This window comes from Pedobacter cryoconitis (assembly GCF_014200595.1).
GTDB classification, from domain to species: Bacteria; Bacteroidota; Bacteroidia; order Sphingobacteriales; family Sphingobacteriaceae; genus Pedobacter; species Pedobacter cryoconitis_C.
The window spans coordinates 787,741-804,483 of the sequence record NZ_JACHCG010000001.1 but is presented as its reverse complement, the minus strand read 5'-3'; the positions used below and the strand labels follow the sequence as shown (position 1 = coordinate 804,483).

Sequence of the window (16,743 nt, the reverse complement as noted above, 5' to 3'; positions counted from 1 at the left end):
CTTAAATTTTGCTTTTTGTTTCTATCACTTTCATTGCCGACTGATGATATACCGTTGAATTTGGCGGAACACTCTTGGTCAGCCATACATTTCCACCGATCACACTGCGCTCTCCGATCACCGTATCCCCGCCTAAGATAGTTGCACCCGAATAAATGATCACATGATCCCCGATTGTGGGATGTCTTTTAGTATTCGCCATGAATTTCTCCACACTCAGTGCTCCAAGCGTAACATTCTGATATAGTTTCACATGGTTACCAATTTTCGTTGTTTCCCCAATCACCAAACCAGTACCATGATCTATAAATAAATACTCTCCGATTTCAGCTCCCGGATGGATATCAATGCCCGTTGCCGAATGCGCATACTCAGTGAGTACCCTTGGAATCAAAGGAATACCCATTTTCAGTAACTTATGAGCGATTCTATAAATTGATATAGCAAGAAAACCCGGGTAAGTCCTGATAATTTCGAATTCACTTCTTGCCGCCGGGTCACCACTCAGTGTAGCCGTAACATCCGTATTCATTTGACGGAATAACTCCGGAAGCTCATTGTAAAAAGTCTCCGCAATAATGTGATGATTACAAGCCGTACAAGCCTTTGTTTTCTGTAAAATATGAAGTAACTCCTGTTCAGAATGACTAAAATAACCCTTAATTTCCTCTAACGTATGTGCAGGATTAGTTAATCTTTCCGGATAAACTAAATTTAACAGGCTTACGGCCCATTCCGCGATTTCAAGGTTAGATGGTATGGCTTCAATCTGGCTTTGTTTGTTGTAGATATGAAGATAAAATTCTTCGTTCATTATAGGTGGATTTTAAATGTTTAAGATACGCGATTTGTCATCACATATACCTCAGCTTTTTTTGATAAAATAATTTGATTCTTTTCTAATGCCTCTTTGATCTTTTGATAGTTATCATAATAAACAGCCCAGAAGTTCCCATTTGGTGCCCATGCCCTCGCTAACAATACTACCGCACTATCTTCCAGTGAAGAAACCAGTACGACCGGCTTAGGGTCCTTAAGGATTAACCCATCACTCTCCAGCACCCCCAGTATCACCTTACGTGCACTATCAATATTTGTATCAAAAGAAATACTAATCTTATACTCTGCCTGGCGGATCTCATTATCCGAGGTATTATTGATTACCGCATTTGCCAGCGGGCCATTAGGTGCATAAATCGTTGTACCATTGCCCGCCTTTAACGTTGTATATAAAATATCGATCTTCAGTACCGTTCCCGAGACATTATTTGCAGCACTAATATTATGACCGACCCTAAAAGGCTTAAAAAGCAAGATCAGGACCCCACCTGCAAAATTGGAAAGACTGCCCTGTAAAGCCAGGCCAACAGCCAGACCACCCGAAGCCAGAACCGCAACAAAAGAGCTCGTTTGTATCCCTATCATTGAAGCGCACGAAATAACCAGTAAAATATAGAGGATGACCCTGATAATACTGACTAAAAACTCACTCAAAGAAATATCAACCGTATTTCGTTGAAAGCGGCGGTGTATAAAACCAAGAAACCATTTGATCAGCCAGATACCGGCTAAAAGAGTAACTATAGCAAGAATAAAGTTTGGCAGACCACTGATGATCCTTTCAGAAAACACTGCTGCATAATTTTCAATTCTATTCATTTGTCAATAAACGTAATGTTGATTAGAGGAGACCTAAAAAAAGAAGCCTGTTTAAAATTTATCAGCTAAACTTCGAACAGACTCCAATATTTTTTAAAGATACATATCTATTTTTTTGTATAAAAAGAAAAGGTATCATAACAACGTCAGATCAGCATTACAGCCCATGATCTTCCTAAGTAACAAACTCTACCTCGAAAGAAGTACCAGGATTAAGAACAAAAAAATGCGACTTCAAACTCCCGTCAATTGCTTCATCAATACTTCGCCAGTCGAATTCTGCTACCGTCAAATCGCCTGGCACTTCGGTCATCCCGCTCTTGAATACCATTTCTTTAGTAGAGAACAAGGGGATAAACTCTCTCCCGTCCCTTACAAAAGTCTGAAAATCGATCCCATTACTCAGCGGATCAAAATCCTTAAAAAGAGAAGTGACCTTTGAAAGCTTGATCCTTTCCACAAAACTTTTCTTATAAGAAGGATCGAACCACTGTTTCATTACCAGTACACTTAGCGGCTGAGGCTTGTCCTTTACATAAAACGGGAAATTACTTCCCTCAATAAAGTCCAGTAATTCCGGTTGATCAACCGTTGAAGTATAAAATAAGGGAACATCCGGCAAAAATGTCTTTTTGATATAATGCGTCAACTTTTTCAGTCCTTCCCCATCCCCCAGATGCGCTACCGCCAAAAACAGATCATTATCATCCTTTTCCTCATCATACAACAAACCAAAATAGGCCTTTGACACAGCAGGTTTAGTTGCAAATAAGTTAACCAGATTTTCGATAAACCCCATGTCAGTACCTCTGGAATAAGAAGAATGATCGTCTCCACGTTCATCAGCATCATTCTCATTGGTATTTAAAAAATCAAATAATCCCATACATATATATTTTCAGGGCTTTGGTCTATCTCCCAAACAAAACACTGATTACCAAACCTTAAGATCTAATATATGGAATTATAAAAGGCAATAAAAAGAAATACCTAAAAAAAAATTATCCTTTCCTGATAATAAATCAATATAATGCCCTTAAAACAAGCCCCTAAAGCCCTATCCGTGACTTCTGTTCTTTCTCTGTTCATTTCATTAATTTTCCAGCACCGCAATTTCAGAATTGACTTTAAGAAGTTTTATAGCCTTTTCATCTTAGCCAGGCTACTCCTCTTGCGCCCATAGGATGCAATTGCATCATATTACATTGATTCCCCTTAACAGTTAGAGTTCCTTGTTGTAAAAGAGTTGTACCATCATACCCATAAATCTGGCAAAAGTGATCACCTTCATCAAGATAGTAATAGCCACCAATTTGATTTACACAATTTACCGGTGGTGTCACATAATATCTATTGAGTAATTTTAGTCCACCATTATCAATATTAAGATAAAATGATCCAAAGCCCCATCCGAACATATCATCCATATTTGTCCAGATGAGCAGAGCTCCCTTTGGTTTAGGAATAATACAGCAGGAGCTGCAACTCTCATCAGTATTTGGCTCATAATTCGTAGCAGCAGAATCATGGCAACCAGTAGTTTTTTTTCTGCAAGCCATAAAAGCAGATAGCATTAAAAATGCCATAATCAAAATAAGTAGTGGTTTTCTCATACTTTAAATTTAAAATCAGTTAATACTTTATTATATAAATAAAATTAACCTCAGAATAAACCTAAAAAAATAACAATAAATTGCTATTTTCCACTAACTATAACAATCCTCTTTAATCCTCCACCACACCAACCAACCAGATAATCAGTTTAAAAAAATACAAGCTAATGTGAGGACATTCATTCCGAGCCTCTTCGGCGAAGGCAATGTCGGCCTCACATAGCTTGTATTTTTTTAAAATGATTACCCCTCCACAAACTCCCACGCACTCCTATACCCCCCAAACCCTTCCACATACCCAATAAACCCACTATAAAACTCCGACCTGGAAAGCGTCGCACTGTCCCCCACCACCACTAACTTCTTCTTTGCCCTGGTAACCGCTACATTCATCCTTCTCACATCGGCTAAAAACCCGATTACCCCTTCACTATTACTCCTTGTTAACCCTATATATACGATATCCCTTTCCTGTCCCTGAAAACTATCAATAGTATTCACCGCTATCTTGTCCCCATAAACCATTAACTCCGGCGCATTCAGCAAAAGCTCCTTTAACAAATACACCTGCTGCTTATAAGGCGAAATCACTGCAATCGTAGGGAAATCGGCCAAAGCCACCCCACTATCCCTCACCCTGTTCACCAGCTGCGTTAAATGCTTTATCAAAAACACCCCTTCCTCAGGATTCGTCGTACTCGTTCCCTCCAACTTCTCCTCAAAACCACAACCCGCCGTATCCACAAACTCCACAGGCCCTTCCCCCTCCATTAAAACGCGGGTAGCTACAGAAACATGAGCCTTCATCTTATCCTCATAAAAAACCCTGGAAGAATACCCCATAATCTGTTCATTCATCCTGTACTGCTCCTCTAAAAGAACTACCGCCTCAGGATGCAAACCCACACACTTCTCCAATAAAGTAGTGCTCAGCCCATTTCTCGCAGCCACATTAGACTTTACCGTAGGCGACAACTGGCAATGATCACCCGCAAAAACCACCTTTTCAGCCTTCAAAACAGGTATCCAGCAAGCAGGTTCAAGTGCTTGTCCGGCCTCATCAATAACTACCGTATGGAAATAACGATTTCTGACCGTATAATGATTAGACCCCACTAAAGTTGCCGTAATTACCTGAGCCTTTGTCACCAGGTCATCAATAATATACTGCTCCGTATTGCCCACCTCTTTCATAATCTTATGCGCCTCACTAAACAGCGCCTTACGCTGTTCCTGCTCCGCCCTGCCAAAATTCCGCTTATACTTATGCGCAAGATTCTTATACTCATTCGCCTGCTTTTTCAGGTTTTTCATTTCCTTCATGCTGCTATGCTCAGACATCTTACTATCCAGCGTCAAAGCCGTCAGCCGTTCCGAAACCCTTGCCGGATTTCCCACACGCAAAACATTCAGCCCCTCATCAGCCAACTTTTCACTCAGTAAATCGACTGCCGTGTTACTTGGCGCGACCACTAAAATCTGCTGATGATCCTGCTTAATCAACGCCTTTATCGCCTGAACAAGCGTTGTTGTTTTACCCGTTCCAGGAGGCCCGTGAACAATTGCCAGGTCAGTTGCACACAAAATCTTATCCACCGCAGCCTGCTGAACCTCATTTAAAGAAGGAATACGATACAAAGGAATCTGATTATTGAACGAAGGAGACAACTCACCCGTTAAAATCCTGACCAGTCTTCCATCCTCCTCCTTCTCAAAAGGAGAACCAGCCAGCTTAAGCGCATTCTGCATTTCATCATAACTATTGTTATCAAAAAGTACATCCAGCCCCAGCTTACCATCACGCGACCAATCAGGCAATTCATCCGTCCGTAAAGTAACTTTGATTTTATTGCCAGACTGGTGAGAAACTACGCCCTCTACCCGGTCAACCTTTGGATCATGATTAGAAAACAACACTACCGATGCCCCAAACCGAAGCTGATGACTGATATCCTGATGAGAAGTACGCTCCATCTCCACCGTCAGATAATCACCACGACTCATCTCAGAACCCCTGATTGCAATCGGGTACCACGTTAAACCATTTGCCCGGCGGTCTGCTACAGAAGAAGATTCCGTTAATTTCAGATAAGCATTTTGATCTTCTTCACGTTCAGTTTTGAGTAAACCGAGCAGTTTTTTGAAATATTCCATTGCTGCAAAGGTAGCAGTTTACCTCAATTTTGACATTCACTTGAAAAGCTCCTGAACCAGAAGCCCTATATTGCCGGCAATCTATCTATATCCTGATGAAAAACTACAGACAAATCTATCAGCAAGCAAAAGATCTGAGTCAAATGGAAAGCTCAGCAATCGATGATTTACTCTGGAAATTGATCTGTTATGCCCCAAAAATCCCTCTAAGATTAGCACAGCAGCAATTGTTAGATACAGCCGAACACTTTCAGCTATCCGTAACAGATACCTATTTCACCAAACAAGAACTTGTTTTTAACGGATTTAAATGGGGAACAGGCAGCCGTAAAATACTGCTTACCCACGGATGGAGTTCCAAAGCAGCAGATTTCTCCGCCCTGCTGGAAGAATTACTTAAACTGGAAGACGTAGAAATTATTGCATTTGACGCACCAGGCAACGGAAGTTCACCAGCAGAACTATCCAACCTGATTCTTTATATAGAAGCTATTAAAAAGATTATCAATCAATACGGAACGCCATCTACTGTAATCGGACATTCATTAGGCGCGATGGCAAATGTTATTGCACTCCAGCAAGCAGGCATCAAGCCCGATGTATTAATCAGTATCGCACCAGTTATCAGACTAAAAGCACTCTTTTGCAATATGCTCAATAGCGTGAATGTACCTGAAAACCTGCAAGACAACTTTTTCACCTCTTTTCAAGCCACCTTTAACAGGCCAGCTTCCGATTACGATCTGGATACCTATTATAACTTTGATCACACCCTGAACCACTGGATTGCATTTGATGAAGACGACACTGTAGTCAACTCAGCTTACCTTAGTAACTTTTTAAAAGAGCGGCCATGGATAAAGTCTGAAAACTACAAAGGAGCAGGGCATGAAAAATTAATCAAGCACACCCCACTCCTTAATGATCTGATCAGAGATTACTTCTCTGCTGGCTTATAAATTATTTCCCAATCACTTTATAAGAAACCTTTCCATCATCACCAAAAATCTGTTCATAATAGACCCCATAATCAGAAACATAGTATTTATTACCTTTAACCATTACTTCCTTATAACCTTCAGGCAACTGGCTAACTACATCGCCGATCTGCGGGCCATTGTCTGTTGTGTCATTTCCATTATTATCTGTATTCAGCACGCCATCTTTACCCGCAACGATATAAACCGTTTTCCCATCCTGATCCTGAGATTCGCTGTAATACACTCCTTTATACTCGTAATAAGTTTGTCCGTTGATCACAACCTGCTGCGCGTCTGAAGGAAGCGAAGGAACTGAAGCCCCTATTGGCGGAACAACTACCTTATAAGTATCATCATACTGTCTGTAGAATAATCCACCAGAATAATAAAACTGGCTATCCCCATAAAAAAACGGATAATACCCAAAAGGGAGAACACTGATTCCGAAACCTAAATAAGGCCTGTAAAAACTGCGGTAAGAATAATATGGTCTTCTAAACCCCCAACCAACCGGACGGTAATGATAACCGGCACGAACGCCGATATGCACTGAGCCGCCTCCGCCAAATGAGCCTCTTGAGGGACCATGAAAAGACCTGCCACCGCCGCCGCCGCGACCACCTCTTTGCGCAAAAACACTTGTTGTCAGTCCGCTGAATACCAGCAAGGCAACTACAACTATTACCGATTTAAAACTTAGAGTTTTCATAATGAAATGAATCAATTTGGCTTTATGACTATGCAGTAATAAAAAGGATTATTTTAAATTCCGGACAATTCATTTTTTAACTAAAAGGTGAGAAAACTGTGACAAATCAAGGGAAAGAAACGGAAGAATACTATCTTAGGCTTACCAATTGATTAAACATGAAATTATTTACAAAGCAGCATCTTTTAACCCTGTCGGCCCTTCTGTTATCTACAGGATCTTATGCCCAGCACTTAACCAATGCACCTCAGCCCTATGGCGCTCTTCCTACAGAAAGGCAGCTTAAATGGCAGGAAACAGAAATGTATTGTATTATTCATTTCACCCCAACCACCTTTCAAAACAAAGAATGGGGATATGGAGACGCTGACCCCACTATATTTAACCCCTCCAAATTCAATGCACTTCAAATTGTCAGTGCAGCTAAATCCGGAGGTTTCAAAGGAATCGTCTACGTCGCTAAACACCATGACGGCTTTGCACTCTGGCCAACAAAAACTGCCGCCTATAACATTAGCGAAAGCCCATGGAAGAACGGTAAAGGAGATATGGTCAGAGAATTTCAGCAGGCAGCAAAACAAACAGGAATGAAATTCGGAGTTTATTGCTCCCCATGGGACCGCAACAACCCCGACTATGGAACACCAGCCTACCTCACCACCTATCGTAACCAGCTTAAAGAACTTTATACAAATTACGGCGATCTTTTTATGAGCTGGCACGATGGCGCGAATGGCGGGGATGGGTCTTATGGAGGAAAAAACGAAAAAAGGCAAGTAGACCAATCCACTTATTATGATTGGCTGAATACCTGGGAAATTACCAGAAAATTACAACCCAATGCCAGTATCTTTAGTGATATAGGCCTTGATGTACGCTGGGTAGGCAATGAAAAAGGGATTGCACCAGAAACAAGCTGGTCTACAATTACCCTGAAAGGAAATGGAAATAAACCACCAATGCCCGGTTTCCTGCAAGACTCCAACCTGGGCAGCGGTACAAGGGGCGGAGAACAATGGATCCCATTTGAAGGTGATGTATCCCTGCGTCCGGGATGGTTTTATCATGCTGAACAAGATGGTCAGGTAAAAACTGTAGCAGAATTATTTAATATCTATTGCAGATCAGTTGGCCATGGCGGAGCGCTCGACCTTGGACTTTCTCCAACGACCGAAGGAATCCTTCATCCAAAAGATGTGAGCACATTAGCCGCATTCGGAAAATTACTACAACAGGTATTCGCACATAACCTGGCCAGGGAAGCTAAAATAAGCCTCTCTAATACACGTAACAAACAATCGGGCACATTTGGCGCCGCTAACCTGACCGATGCAGACAGATACAGTTATTGGGCCACAGATGATGCTGTTCACAGCGCCTGGGCACAACTCGATTTTAAGAAGCCCGTACAATTCAGTATCGTGCAGCTCCGCGAAAATATTAAGCTCGGACAAAGGATTGATAGTGTAACTGTGGATGTCTTCAAAAATAACCGGTGGGAAATACTGGCCAAAGCAACCAGTATTGGTGCTAACCGGATCATCCGTTTACCGCAACCGGAAAATGCGGCAAAAATCCGTATCCATGTTTATGCACCTGTAGCTATTACATTAAGTGAGATTGGTCTTTACCTGGAACCGGCACTCAAACCAGTGACGAATCAAAAACAAAATGATGCCTACACCAAAACAAACTGGAAAGCATCTACATCAGCTGCCACAGCACAGCTTACACTTAAAAACAGCATAGACAATAACAAATCCACCTTTTTCGAAACGAAAAGCAGTAATTATATTGACCTTGATTTTGGGAAACCATTGTCATTTTCAGCCGTAGGTTACTTACCCGGACAGGATGGAACAGCAACCGGAGCCATTGAAAAATACGAATTATTCAGCAGTGAAGATGGTAAAAACTGGCAGAAAATTGCAGCAGGAGAATTTTCAAATATTAAGGCTAACCCGATTTTACAACGCATCACATTGGCTGTAAAAACAACAGCAAGATACCTGAGGTTACAAAATACTGAAAATGGGATCATGCGTATTGCAGAACTGGAGGTTTACAAATAGTCCATTAAAAATAGCACCGTAATTCTTTTACAGCGAGCCTGATTTTTGATTTTACGGTGCCTAAAGGAATATGAAGTTTATCAGAGACTTCCAGCTGCGTATAACCCTGAAAATAGACCAGGTTAAGAATTTGCTTCTGTGAGTCTGATAGCACACCCATCAGCTCACGCAAGCCGATGACATCGGTATTATACCTGAAATAATGAAAATTATTAATCTTGGAATACACACTATCGATATCATCATTTCTGATACTCTTTGCAAAATTCTTCCCTTTGAGATAGTCTTTTGCAGTATTGCGCGCTAAACAGGCCATCCATGTAAATAACCTGCCTTTCTCTTCATCATATTGATCAATTGACTTCCAGATTTTGATAAAAGTCTCCTGTAAAATATCCTCAGCCACCTCTCTGGAGGAAACCAGCTTGGAGATCACGCCTAATAACATAGATGCATATTTCACATATAACCGATTAAAAGACAACTGGTTCTGCGCTTTTAATTCCATGATTATTTCTCTTTCAAAGAAATCTCTCCGAACAGAAACTTTGTCTTCAGTGGCAACCACCATTATTTTTTGACTATAGGCTCTGTTCATAGAATTAATTAATTTAACCTGATTAATTATTTAAATTTACCGTCTTACAATAACGATCGCAATAGATTATCACCATTCATTCCGTTCATTTTCTAAAGAGATAATTTTGGTTTTACAGAAATAATTTCCATCCTGTTCACCATATCAACCCCCTGGTAACATCCTTATAAGTTAATAAAAATTCACGACAGTAACAAACGCTCTCTTTATAATGAACATAAAATAAATGGAAAGATTTATTAAAGCCCACCAAATGGCTCTACCTTTGTCTGTTCAAAAGAAGCAGGATTTTATGGAAAACTTAAGTACAAAAACGTTTAAAAATGAATTTATCACCACATTTGATGGTGATGAAAGCGGAAATTTTCCACCCAGACAAACTCCCGGCGTTTTATACAGCAAAGCTATACCTACCCCAGTCAAAAATCCTGAATTAATAGCCTGGTCTGATGAACTGGCTGAAGAACTTCAAATCGCTAAGCCCGATGAAAAAGACATCAGCATCCTTGGCGGCAATCTGACAACATCTTCCATGTATCCCTATGCAGCCTGTTACGCAGGTCATCAATTTGGAAATTGGGCAGGACAGCTCGGTGACGGACGCGCAATTACCCTGGGAGAATGGGAAAACTCAAATAAGGCCACCTGCGAGCTTCAACTTAAAGGAGCAGGTCCAACACCATATTCCCGAAGAGGGGACGGCAGAGCGGTCCTGAGATCCTCTGTACGTGAATATTTAATGAGTGAGGCTATGTACTATCTTGGCATTCCTACTACCAGAGCATTAGCTTTGGTCACTACAGGAGATCAGGTGATACGGGATTTGTTTTACGACGGAAACGCTGCCTATGAAAAAGGGGCAATCGTGATGCGTACAGCTCCAAGCTTCCTGCGCTTCGGAAATTTTGAAATGCTTGCTGCAAGACAGGAGATCCCCCAGTTAGAAAAATTGACTGCATGGACTATCGATAAGTTCTTTCCACATTTGACAGGAGCAAACAAAACGCTGGCCTGGTTTGAAGAGGTCGTAGAGAAAACAGCCAGCCTGATGGTAGAATGGATCAGGGTAGGTTTTGTTCACGGAGTAATGAATACCGATAACATGTCTATCCTCGGACTGACTATTGATTATGGCCCTTTCTCCTTTCTGGATCAGTATGATCCTGAATTTACACCAAACACCACAGATCTTCCCGGCAGAAGATACGCTTATGGCCGCCAGCCCTCCATCGGCTATTGGAATTTAGGCTGCCTGGCGAGCGCCATTGCACCACTGTTTGAAGAAACCGAACAGCTCTCAGCAGCACTCGAAAATTACAAGACCATTTACTTCTCCAAATACCACGCTATGATGGCAGACAAGCTTGGTCTGGATGAGTTCAAAGCAACCGATCAGGAACTCATTGAAACGGTTGAAAAGACCCTGAATTTGCTTAAAGCTGACATGACAATTTTCTATCAGCTGCTCATTTCTCTCCCTGCCGGAACTGATACTGAAGAATTAATTTCAGCTCATTTTTCACCTTCATTTTATGAGCTTCCTAACAAAGCAAATCAGCAAGAGCTCTATCAAACTATAAAGTCTTATCAAAAGAGAATCAGCGAGAACCAAATTTCACCTGAAGCATCACAAGAGCTTATGAGAAAAAGTAATCCCCGCTTTATTTTAAGAAATTATTTGCTGCTTCAGGCTATACAAGAACTGGAAAAAGGAGAGCAAACCCTCTTTTTAAAATTGCAGGAAGCACTCAAAAATCCTTACGCAGCAGCGCATGATGAATTCTTTAAATTAAGACCAGAATGGGCGAACGACCAGCCCGGAAGTTCCACTCTGTCCTGTAGTTCTTAAGCCTGAAATCAGGCCAGTTTATTTGCCGTAGACCGGCCTGATTCTGCATCATTCAGGTTCTGTAAAGTAGTCTGTGCAATCTCTGTTAAAGCCTCTGTAGTGAAGAATCCCTGGTGCGCGGTAATCAGTACATTCGAGAAGCTCATCAACCGGAGAATCTGTTCATCCTCGATCAGGCTTTCCGAAAGATCCCGGAAGAAAAGTTTGTCTTCCTGCTCATAAACATCAATACCCAGGTAGCCTAATTTACCTTGCTTAAGCGCTTCAATTGCATCATGCGTATCTAAAATCGCCCCTCTGCTGGTATTGATCAGCATCACTCCCTTTTTCATCTGCTCAAAGCGTTGTTTATTAATCAAATGATGTGTATGCTCATTTAAAGGGCAATGAATTGAAATCAGATCTGCCGTTGTCATTAAAGTATCCAGATTTGTCAGGCTGATATAAGAAGGCGCAGTTTTCACTACAGGATCATATGCAATCACCTCACAACCAAATCCCTGCATTATTTTAGCAAAGGCAAGACCGATTTGTCCCAACCCGATGATACCTGCTTTTTTCCCGTTCAGATTAAAACCAATCAACCGCTCTAAAGAGAAATTACCCTCTCTTACCCGGTTATAAGCCTTATGTGTTTTACGGTTCAAAGTCATAATCATCGCAACTGCGTGTTCTGCTACAGCTTCAGGCGAATAAGAAGGCACTCTATATACATTCATTCCTAATCCTTTAGCAAAATCAAGATCTACCTGATTAAAGCCCGCGCAGCGCAGTACAATGGTATCTGTACCATGCTGATGCAGTGTTTGCAATGTCTTCGCATCTACCTTGTCATTCACGAAAACACAAACACCACGGCATCCATCGGCTAAAATCGCCGTGTCTGCATTTAAAGCTGGTTCGAGGAAAATGAATTCGTGGTCAAAACTCTCATTTACGAGGTTAAAATACTGTTTATCATAGGATTGCGTACTAAAAATGGCTACTTTCATACTTATTAATTTATGCTGAATATAAGGTTTTTAAAACCCGGAGAAAATTCAATTCAACAAAAAAGGCACCCTATGGGTGCCTTTTTCTATTTCAACAAGGGATTAACCTAGCTCATCTTTAATTTTTTCTGGATATCATTTACATACCCTTTGAATTTCTTATCCGTATCAATCAGATCCTCAACCGTCTGACAAGCATAAATTACTGTAGAGTGATCTCTGCCACCGTAAAACGCACCAATACTTTTCAAAGAAGATTTAGTCAGGCTTTTCGATAAATACATCGAAATCTGACGGGCCTGTACAATTTCACGCTTACGGGTAGGTGATTTCACCATCTCCACAGGTACTTCAAAATACTCACAAACCAGTTTCTGGATATAATCCATTGAAATCTCTTTCGTAGTATTTTTGATAAAGTTTTTCAGCATTGACTTAGCCAAACCAAGATCAATATCTTTTTTATTCAATGTAGACTGTGCTAATAAGGAAACCATTGCTCCTTCCAGCTCACGTACATTGTTGTCAATGTTATTTGCTACATATTCAACTACATCCGAAGGAAGTTCAATCCCGTCAGCGTACATCTTTTTTCTTAATATCGCGATTCTGGTTTCCAGATCAGGAATCTGTAAATCAGCTGAAAGCCCCCATTTGAAACGACTTAATAAACGTTCTTCAACACCTGAAAGGTCTTTTGGTGCTTTATCTGAAGTAATAATAATTTGTTTACCCGACTGATGTAAGTGATTGAAAATATGGAAGAAAATATCCTGCGTTTTCTCTTTTCCGGCGAAATTATGGACATCATCCATGATAATTACATCCATTGCCTGGTAAAAATTCACAAAATCATTGATGGTATTATTCTTTAGAGACTCTACAAACTGCTGACAGAACTTCTCACAAGATACATATATAACCAGTTTATCTGGTAAAGTACGCCTGATTTCATTACCTATAGCCTGTACTAAGTGGGTCTTACCCAATCCTACAGCACCATAAATCATTAAGGGGTTAAATGAAGTTGCACCTGGTTTTGCTGCTACTGCAAAGCCCGCAGAACGCGCTAAACGGTTACAGTCACCTTCTACATAACTTTCAAAAGTATATTGGGAATTCAATTGAGGGTCAACATTCAGTTTCTTCAATCCTGGTATAATAAAAGGGTTTTTAATGTCCTTATTAATAGATACCGGAACTGGCATTGATTGTGTTTTTGAAGCAGCCCCATTCCCGTTTGACGGCATACTGGTCGTATAGGGTGAACCGCTGTTTGACGACTTATCTACCACAATATTATACTCTAAACGTCCTTCTTCTCCCATTTGCTGTTTAACTGTCTTGCGCAATAAACCAACATAATGCTCTTCCAGCCATTCATAAAAGAATAAACTTGGCACCTGTACAGTTAATATGTTGCCTTCCAATTTTAATGCCGAAATCGGTTCGAACCAAGTTTTAAAACTTTGGACCGGGATATTATCCTTAATAATCTGGAGACAGTTATTCCATACTTCGGTACAAGTTTTTTGCATAGTTATTCTATAAATTAATGGTATTCGACTTAAACAACGACCAAACACTCTGCCGTTTTGGGAGGGCGAAGATCCTAAAAATTACCAACAAAAAATCATAAAATCTCACCTAATTCATAAGTCGCTAACAGGCAAAACGATAGCCTAGAAAAAAGCGTCTTTTTTGTGGATAACTTATCCACATTGAAAATTCAGTGTTTATAACTATTGCTCAAACTAACGGTTTTCATTCCTTAATACAGGACAATGTTACCAAAAAAAGCCGACTAATTCAGACCTGTTTACAAGCCACCTTTAAAAATAAAAAAAAGAGAAGCGACAATTTGTCATTCACTAATTATTTATATAACAGACATATACCTCTCATTTAAAACAAAATATAATAATCAAATAATTAAACAACTGAAGTATATAACCAAAATATCTCCTGATAATTGAACAAAGTGAACAGTTAAATCAGCTCACAGGGCAATTCTGATCATAAGAATAAAAATAGAAAAGAAAAAAGGCAGCAGGGTTTTACACATTCCTGTAAAAAGCAAATATGCCCCAGCTCATTTTAAGCAAAATAAGACCCCTGTAAACGATATTTTAAGCTATATAACATGAGCACCATCCTTGAACAGATCGTTCCGTAGAAACGAGATTATACCTGCCCACATTAATTGTAAAAAGTAAGGGTAATCAAGATAAAGTAAAAACAGGAATTGCAACACAACCTAGCCACAACCCCTACAATTGCTATACAAGATACAGTCATTCCAATCAATCTTCAGCGTCATTTGAATAGATAACTACGACCCTGTTCTTTAATTCAAGGGCCGCAGTTAAATTTATTTAAACATTTTCAAGTTCAACCTCAATGTTGCCACGTGTAGCATTTGAGTAAGGACATACCTGATGTGCTTTCTCAGTCAATGTTTTCGCCACTTCAGCATCTACCCCCGGAATGGCTACTGAAAGCTTTACAGCCAGCTGAAAACCTCCTGTAGTATTCTTTCCGATACTTACCTTAGCGGTAACTTTAGTTTCACCAGCCTGAACCTTATCCATCTTGATCACTAAATTCAAAGCACTATCAAAACAAGCGGCATAACCTGCTGCAAAAAGCTGCTCAGGGTTGGTATAAGCTCCTGCCCCACCCCCAAGTTCTTTTGGCATTCTTACTTCCAGGTCCAAAACGCCGTCCGATGATTTTACATTTCCATTTCTACCACCAGTAGCACTCGCTTCAGCAGTATATAATTTTTCAATTTTATCCATGATGTTTATTTATTGTATTTAAAATTCCTGTTAGTTTTTGCTGAAGGCCGACCATTTCGCCTTCTGTAATATCCAGGGCGCAAAACAAAGCACCCGGAATTCCGGCAGCGGCATATTTCAATTTCAGCCCGCCACTGGTCAGCTCGATCAGCACAATCCGTTCATCTTCTTCACTCCTTTTCCTAGTCAGATATTTTTTTTGTTCCAGCCTTTTCAATAGCGGGGTTAAAGTTCCGGTATCCAGCAAAAGCTTTTCGCCGATTTCCTTAATGCTGATTTTATTGGTTTCCCAAAGCAACAGCATTACTAAATATTGCGGATAAGTGAGATCCAGTTTCTCCAGCAAAGGACGATACAAAGCGGTAATCTGTCTTGACAAAGCGTAGATCGGGAAGCAGAGCTGCTGCTCCAGTTTAAGCATTTCCATACCTATTAAACGGGTGTCAAGTAGTTATATTGTGCAAAATATAATTTTACAAAATATAAAACACAACAAAATGAATATCAATAAATTAAAAAAATATTCCTATAAAAATAGGGCTTCCAACTTAATGAAAGCCCTATTTTAAACAATGATCATTTTAAAGAAATATTTTTGGATTCTGATCTCTATAGTAAAAGAACAAAAATAAAATTCTACAACATTAAAAATTAATCGGACAGCCCGTTGGATCTACGTGTGTACCTACAGGAGTATTAGGACAACAATCATATTTATCTGGGATGCCGTCATTGTCAGAATCAATTTCCACAATATCAGAATCAGTTACTTTGACATAAGCTAGATCACTACTTTCATTTAGCGCAACGGGACAACCATAAGCATTTACGGTTGTACCTCTTGGTGTATTAGGACATTTATCATAAAGATCAGGAACACCATCGTCATCAGAATCAATTACCCTGGCATAAATCAAATCACTGCTTTCATTTAGTGCAACAGGACAACCCTGAGCATCTACAGTGGTGCCTCTTGGTGTATTAGGGCACTTATCATAAAGATCAGGAACCCCATCATTATCAGAATCAACCGCTTTTTTTATAATGTTGCTATCATTCATCTGAAGTATCAGATGTGAATTAGCTGAGCTTTTGGAATTGTTTAAGCTTAATGAAATGACTAATGCTGTCATTGCAGATGCTACTACGATTTTAGTTTTCATATCTAAGAGTTTAAGTAAAAAAAGTTAACAATATATATTAATCTAGTATTTAATAAGATTTGATATGGTATAGAAAATGCAATTGCGCAATACTATAAAAATAATATATATTATTCAAATACTATATATTATTTACCAATAAATATATATTTA

General features: G+C 40.0%; 15 protein-coding genes. 3 read left to right on the top strand and 12 right to left on the bottom strand.

All coding sequences use genetic code 11. From position 1 onward, the window contains the following. Position 1: 1 nt before the first annotated feature. The 5 genes from epsC to HDE70_RS03605 all read right to left on the bottom strand — a co-directional run bounded on the left by epsC (position 2) and on the right by HDE70_RS03605 (position 5,426). A complete protein-coding gene (epsC, locus tag HDE70_RS03625) occupies positions 2 to 814 on the bottom strand; it encodes a serine O-acetyltransferase EpsC (RefSeq protein ID WP_183865336.1) in 813 nt (270 codons plus the stop codon). Between the two features lie 20 nt (positions 815 to 834). Next, the gene (locus HDE70_RS03620) at positions 835 to 1,659 is read right to left on the bottom strand and encodes a mechanosensitive ion channel family protein (RefSeq protein ID WP_183888079.1); all 825 of its coding nucleotides are present in this window, start codon (positions 1,657 to 1,659) and stop codon (positions 835 to 837) included. A gap of 175 nt (positions 1,660 to 1,834) precedes the next feature. After that, complete coding sequence (locus tag HDE70_RS03615) at positions 1,835 to 2,545, bottom strand: enhanced serine sensitivity protein SseB C-terminal domain-containing protein (protein WP_183888077.1); 711 nt, start codon at positions 2,543 to 2,545, stop codon at positions 1,835 to 1,837. Between the two features lie 262 nt (positions 2,546 to 2,807). After that, positions 2,808 to 3,272 (bottom strand): hypothetical protein, encoded by a 465-nt coding sequence (locus tag HDE70_RS03610; RefSeq protein WP_183865333.1) that lies wholly within the window; start codon positions 3,270 to 3,272, stop codon positions 2,808 to 2,810. A 243-nt stretch (positions 3,273 to 3,515) separates the two neighbouring features. Continuing rightward, the gene (locus tag HDE70_RS03605) at positions 3,516 to 5,426 is read right to left on the bottom strand and encodes an AAA domain-containing protein (RefSeq protein WP_183888074.1); all 1,911 of its coding nucleotides are present in this window, start codon (positions 5,424 to 5,426) and stop codon (positions 3,516 to 3,518) included. A 95-nt stretch (positions 5,427 to 5,521) separates the two neighbouring features. Between HDE70_RS03605 and HDE70_RS03600 the strand changes: the two genes are divergently transcribed. Further along, on the top strand, positions 5,522 to 6,385 hold the full coding sequence (locus HDE70_RS03600; protein ID WP_183888072.1) for an alpha/beta fold hydrolase: 864 nt from the start codon (positions 5,522 to 5,524) through the stop codon (positions 6,383 to 6,385). Position 6,386: 1 nt separating this feature from the next. Here HDE70_RS03600 and HDE70_RS03595 read toward each other — a convergent pair whose 3' ends face one another. Then, positions 6,387 to 7,115: a DUF6515 family protein gene (locus HDE70_RS03595; RefSeq protein WP_183888070.1), complete on the bottom strand. Its 729-nt coding sequence runs from the start codon at positions 7,113 to 7,115 to the stop codon at positions 6,387 to 6,389. A 158-nt stretch (positions 7,116 to 7,273) separates the two neighbouring features. Between HDE70_RS03595 and HDE70_RS03590 the strand changes: the two genes are divergently transcribed. Further along, complete coding sequence (locus HDE70_RS03590; RefSeq protein ID WP_183888068.1) at positions 7,274 to 9,187, top strand: alpha-L-fucosidase; 1,914 nt, start codon at positions 7,274 to 7,276, stop codon at positions 9,185 to 9,187. A gap of 4 nt (positions 9,188 to 9,191) precedes the next feature. Here HDE70_RS03590 and HDE70_RS03585 read toward each other — a convergent pair whose 3' ends face one another. Next, positions 9,192 to 9,785: an RNA polymerase sigma factor gene (locus HDE70_RS03585; protein WP_183888065.1), complete on the bottom strand. Its 594-nt coding sequence runs from the start codon at positions 9,783 to 9,785 to the stop codon at positions 9,192 to 9,194. Between the two features lie 226 nt (positions 9,786 to 10,011). On the opposite strand from HDE70_RS03585, the gene HDE70_RS03580 reads away from it, so the two are divergent. Further along, positions 10,012 to 11,634 (top strand): protein adenylyltransferase SelO, encoded by a 1,623-nt coding sequence (locus tag HDE70_RS03580; RefSeq protein ID WP_260159910.1) that lies wholly within the window; start codon positions 10,012 to 10,014, stop codon positions 11,632 to 11,634. 8 nt (positions 11,635 to 11,642) lie between these two features. On the opposite strand, the gene HDE70_RS03575 is transcribed toward HDE70_RS03580, so the two are convergent. The 5 genes from HDE70_RS03575 to HDE70_RS27465 form a co-directional block, all read right to left on the bottom strand. Then, positions 11,643 to 12,626, bottom strand: a complete 984-nt coding sequence (locus HDE70_RS03575; protein ID WP_183888064.1) for a 2-hydroxyacid dehydrogenase — start codon at positions 12,624 to 12,626, stop codon at positions 11,643 to 11,645. A gap of 107 nt (positions 12,627 to 12,733) precedes the next feature. Then, a complete protein-coding gene (gene dnaA, locus HDE70_RS03570; protein WP_068401097.1) occupies positions 12,734 to 14,164 on the bottom strand; it encodes a chromosomal replication initiator protein DnaA in 1,431 nt (476 codons plus the stop codon). Positions 14,165 to 15,001: 837 nt separating this feature from the next. Continuing rightward, positions 15,002 to 15,427, bottom strand: a complete 426-nt coding sequence (locus HDE70_RS03565) for an organic hydroperoxide resistance protein (protein ID WP_221302000.1) — start codon at positions 15,425 to 15,427, stop codon at positions 15,002 to 15,004. Then, positions 15,420 to 15,854 carry a MarR family winged helix-turn-helix transcriptional regulator gene (locus HDE70_RS03560; protein WP_183865326.1) on the bottom strand — a complete coding sequence of 145 codons (435 nt, stop codon included), beginning with the start codon at positions 15,852 to 15,854 and terminating at the stop codon, positions 15,420 to 15,422. Before HDE70_RS03560 ends, HDE70_RS03565 begins: the two co-directional genes overlap by 8 nt. 217 nt (positions 15,855 to 16,071) lie before the next feature. Further along, positions 16,072 to 16,590 carry a thrombospondin type 3 repeat-containing protein gene (locus HDE70_RS27465; protein WP_183888062.1) on the bottom strand — a complete coding sequence of 173 codons (519 nt, stop codon included), beginning with the start codon at positions 16,588 to 16,590 and terminating at the stop codon, positions 16,072 to 16,074. Between the last annotated feature and the right edge of the window lie 153 nt (positions 16,591 to 16,743).

Excerpts from the sequence above, each read along its gene's own strand:
- epsC (WP_183865336.1), bottom strand. The coding sequence starts at position 814 with ATGAACGAAGAATTTTATCTTCATATCTACAACAAACAAAGCCAGATT.
- HDE70_RS03620 (WP_183888079.1), bottom strand. The coding sequence starts at position 1,659 with ATGAATAGAATTGAAAATTATGCAGCAGTGTTTTCTGAAAGGATCATC.
- HDE70_RS03615 (WP_183888077.1), bottom strand. The coding sequence starts at position 2,545 with ATGGGATTATTTGATTTTTTAAATACCAATGAGAATGATGCTGATGAA.
- HDE70_RS03610 (WP_183865333.1), bottom strand. The coding sequence starts at position 3,272 with ATGAGAAAACCACTACTTATTTTGATTATGGCATTTTTAATGCTATCT.
- HDE70_RS03605 (WP_183888074.1), bottom strand. The coding sequence starts at position 5,426 with ATGGAATATTTCAAAAAACTGCTCGGTTTACTCAAAACTGAACGTGAA.
- HDE70_RS03600 (WP_183888072.1), top strand. The coding sequence starts at position 5,522 with ATGAAAAACTACAGACAAATCTATCAGCAAGCAAAAGATCTGAGTCAA.
- HDE70_RS03595 (WP_183888070.1), bottom strand. The coding sequence starts at position 7,115 with ATGAAAACTCTAAGTTTTAAATCGGTAATAGTTGTAGTTGCCTTGCTG.
- HDE70_RS03590 (WP_183888068.1), top strand. The coding sequence starts at position 7,274 with ATGAAATTATTTACAAAGCAGCATCTTTTAACCCTGTCGGCCCTTCTG.
- HDE70_RS03585 (WP_183888065.1), bottom strand. The coding sequence starts at position 9,785 with ATGAACAGAGCCTATAGTCAAAAAATAATGGTGGTTGCCACTGAAGAC.
- HDE70_RS03580 (WP_260159910.1), top strand. The coding sequence starts at position 10,012 with ATGGAAAGATTTATTAAAGCCCACCAAATGGCTCTACCTTTGTCTGTT.
- HDE70_RS03575 (WP_183888064.1), bottom strand. The coding sequence starts at position 12,626 with ATGAAAGTAGCCATTTTTAGTACGCAATCCTATGATAAACAGTATTTT.
- dnaA (WP_068401097.1), bottom strand. The coding sequence starts at position 14,164 with ATGCAAAAAACTTGTACCGAAGTATGGAATAACTGTCTCCAGATTATT.
- HDE70_RS03565 (WP_221302000.1), bottom strand. The coding sequence starts at position 15,427 with ATGGATAAAATTGAAAAATTATATACTGCTGAAGCGAGTGCTACTGGT.
- HDE70_RS03560 (WP_183865326.1), bottom strand. The coding sequence starts at position 15,854 with ATGGAAATGCTTAAACTGGAGCAGCAGCTCTGCTTCCCGATCTACGCT.
- HDE70_RS27465 (WP_183888062.1), bottom strand. The coding sequence starts at position 16,590 with ATGAAAACTAAAATCGTAGTAGCATCTGCAATGACAGCATTAGTCATT.